Origin of the sequence: Streptomyces bungoensis (assembly GCF_001514215.1) — a bacterium.
Taxonomy (GTDB): domain Bacteria; phylum Actinomycetota; class Actinomycetes; order Streptomycetales; family Streptomycetaceae; genus Streptomyces; species Streptomyces bungoensis.
This window is the reverse complement of record NZ_KQ948881.1, coordinates 14,369-18,054: the sequence shown is the minus strand read 5'-3', so window position 1 is coordinate 18,054 and position 3,686 is coordinate 14,369. Positions and strand designations below refer to the sequence as shown.

Here is a 3,686-nt window from a genome sequence, read left to right as displayed (position 1 = left end):
CTTCGACGCGGTCGACGCCGAACTGCCTTTCAGCCTGCGGGACATCGTCTTCGGCGACGATCACGACGTGCTGGGCCGGACGGAGTTCGCGCAGTCCGCCCTCTTCGCCCTGGAAGTGGCGCTGTTCCGGTTGCTGGAGTCGTGGGGTGTGCGGCCGAATGTGCTTGCCGGGCATTCGATCGGTGAGATCGCGGCGGCGCATGTGGCGGGGGTGTGGTCCCTTCAGGACGCCTGTCGTCTGGTGGTGGCGCGTGGCCGGCTGATGCAGGCGCTCCCCGACGGCGGCGCGATGATCGCGCTCCAGGCCTCCGAGGAGGAGGTCCTGCCGCTGCTCGGTGCGGAGGTCGGTGTCGCTGCGGTCAACGGGCCCCGTGCGGTGGTGGTTTCGGGCGCCGGCCACGCCGTGGAGGAGATCGCCGCGCACTTCCGTGCCCAGGGCCGCAAGGTCACGTCCCTGCGCGTCAGCCACGCCTTCCATTCGCCGCTGATGGAGCCGATACTCGCCGACTTCCGCGCGGTGGCGGAGGGACTGTCGTACGGGCGGCCGACGTTGCCGATCGTGTCCACGGTGACCGGCGCGTCCGCGAGTGCGGATGAGCTGATGTCGCCGGAGTACTGGGTGGATCATGTCCGGGCGACCGTCCGCTTCGCCGACGCCGTGGCCGCCCTGGTGAGACAGGGTGTCCGCCGCTTCCTCGAACTCGGCCCCGACGGCACCCTCACCGCCCTCGCCCGGTCGGTGCTGGACCCCGACTCGGCCTCGGTCGTGCCCGTGCTGCGCAAGGACGGTCCGGAGCCGGCCGCTGTTCTCGGCGCGGTGGGCGCGCTGCACGTGCACGGGCACAGTCCCGACTGGTCCGCGCTGTTCCCCGGCGCACGCGACGTCACCCTGCCCACCTACGCCTTCCAGCGCCGCCGGTACTGGCTCTCCGACGCCGTCCCCGACGCGGCCGAGGTCCGGGGCGAGGCGGTCGACTCGGCGTTCTGGGCGGCCGTCCGCGAGGGCGACGTCCACGACCTGGCCGAGCGGCTGGCGCTCGACCCCGAGGTCCTGGCCCCCGTACTGCCGGCCCTGACGACCTGGCACCACACCAGCGTGCTGCGTTCCACCGCCGCCTCATGGCAGTACCGCGAGATGTGGACCCCGCTGGAGCCACCCGCCGGTTCGGCGTCCGGCCTCTGGCTCGTCCCGTTCTGCGCGGACGACCCCGAGGCCGCAGGGACCGCCACGGCGGTGGCCGGGGCGCTCGCCTCCGCCGGAGCCGACGCCAGCCCCCTGCCCGTCGCAGCCGACGCCGACCGGGGACGGGTCGCCGCGGCACTGGGCGAAGCAGTCGCGGACCGCGCCGGGACCACGCGGCTGCTGTCGCTGCTGGCCCTGACCGAGACGCCCCACCCGGACCACGACGACGTCCCGCTGGGCCTGCACCTGAACACCCTGCTCGTGCAGGCGCTCGCCGACACTCGTGCGGACGCGCGCCTGTGGGCGGCCACCCGGTCCGCGGTGTCCGTCGGCACCGCAGACCCGCTCACCCGTCCGGTCCAGGCCACCACCTGGGGCCTGGGCCGGAGCGTGGCCGTCGAGCACCAGGACCTGTGGGGCGGACTCGTCGACCTGCCGGCCGGCCTGGATCAGAGGGCGCTGACCCGGCTGGCCGCGTTCGTCACGCAGTCCGGCGACGACAGCGAACTGGCGGTCCGGGACTCCGCCGTCTTCGCCCGCAGGCTCGTCCGCGACGAGCGCGACGTGCGCAACCTCCGCGACGTCCGGGACCGCCCCGAACCCCGCTTCACCGGTACGACGCTGATCACCGGCGGCACCGGAGTCATCGGCGCCCAGGTGGCGCGCCGCCTGGCCCGGGCGGGCGCCGAGCACCTGCTGCTCGTCAGCAGGCGCGGACCCGACGCCCCGGGCGCCGACGCACTGTGCCGCGAACTGCGGGAAGCCGGTGCCGCGGTCACCGTCGCGGCCTGTGACCCCGCCGACCGCACCGCCCTGGACGCCCTGCTCGCCGCCGTCCCCGCCGACCGGCCGCTCACCGCCGTGCTGCACGTCGCGGGCGCCCTCGACGACGCACCGCTCAGCGCCATGAGCCCCGGGCGCTACGCCTCGGTCCTGCGCGCCAAGCTGCGCGCGGCGGCCAACCTGGACGAGGCCACGCGCCGGCTGGAGAAGCCCCTCGCCGCCTTCGTGCTGTTCTCGTCGATCGCCGGTGCCCTCGGTTCGGCGGGACAGGCCGGATACGCGGCCGCCAACGCCTTCCTCGACGCCCTGGCCCGGCAGCGGCGCGCCGCGGGGCTTCCCGCCACCTCCGTCGCCTGGGGGCCGTGGGCGGGTGGCGGCATGGCCGACGACCCGGCGGTCCTGGCCCGGTTGCGCCGCGGGGGCCTGACCCCGATGGAAGCCGAACCGGCGCTCACCGCCCTCGACCGGATCCTGGCCCACGACGACACCTGGGCGCTGGTCTGCGACGTCGACTGGAGCAGGATCGCCGAAGGGCGGCGCGGACTGCCGGGCGCTGCCCTGCTCAGCCGCATCCCCGAGGCCGCCCGCGGCCTGGCCGCCCCCGCCGGCGGCCACCTCGCCGGCCACGGCGGACCGCTGCGTGCCGAACTCGCCCCGCTCGGTCCCGCCGAACGCCGCCACCTGCTGCTCAGGCTGGTCCGCCGCAGCGCGGCCACCGCGCTCGGCCATCCGGCACCGGAGAGCATCCAGCCGGCCCGCGCCTTCCAGGACTGCGGCTTCGACTCGCTCACCGCCGTGGAGCTGCGCAACCTGCTCGCCACCGCCACCGGTCTCGCTCTGCCGACCACCCTGGCCTTCGACCACCCGACCCCCATCGCCCTCACCGACCACCTGCTGCGGGAACTGGACGCCGGCACCCCGCCGACCGTCCACGACACCACCGCGGCGCGTCGGACACCGGCGACCGACGGTGACGGCGTGCCCGACGAGCCCGTCGCGATCGTCGCGATGGGCTGCCGGTATCCCGGAGGGGTCACCTCACCGGAGGAACTGTGGGACCTCATGGCCCGGGGCGGTGACGCCATCACCCGCTTCCCCGCGGACCGCGGCTGGGACCTCGACACGCTCCACGACCCCGACGCACGCCGCCCCGGCACCAGCTACGTCGGTGAAGGCGGGTTCCTGACCGGCGCCACCACTTTCGACGCCGCCTTCTTCGGTATCTCGCCGCGTGAGGCCGTCGCCATGGACCCGCAGCAGCGCCTGCTGCTTGAGGTCTCCTGGGAGACGGTCGAACGTGCCGGACTCGATCCGCGGTCGCTGCGCGGCAGCCGCACCGGCCTCTTCGTCGGCTGCGGACACCAGGGCTACGGCAGCACGCTCACCGAGGTCCCCGAAGACGTGCGCGGCCACCTGCTCACCGGCAGCGCCGCCAGCCTGGCCTCCGGCCGCGTCTCGTACGTGCTCGGGCTGGAAGGCCCCGCGATCACCCTCGACACGGCGTGTTCGTCGTCGTTGGTGGCGTTGCATCTGGCGGTGCAGGCGTTGCGGTCGGGGGAGTGTGATCTGGCGCTTGCCGGTGGTGTGACGGTGATGTCGACGCCGGGTGCGTTCGTGGAGTTCTCGCGGCAGCGGGGGCTGGCCTCGGATGGGCGGTGCAAGGCGTTCGCGGAGGGTGCGGACGGTACGGGCTGGTCCGAGGGTGTGGGCATGCTGCTGG

Annotated in this window: 1 protein-coding gene; it reads left to right on the top strand. The window is 74.6% G+C overall.

Translation table 11 applies throughout. The features are described from left to right. Window positions 1-3,686: SDR family NAD(P)-dependent oxidoreductase (locus AQJ66_RS35055; protein ID WP_159052690.1), on the top strand; the 3,686-nt coding region annotated here is incomplete at both ends.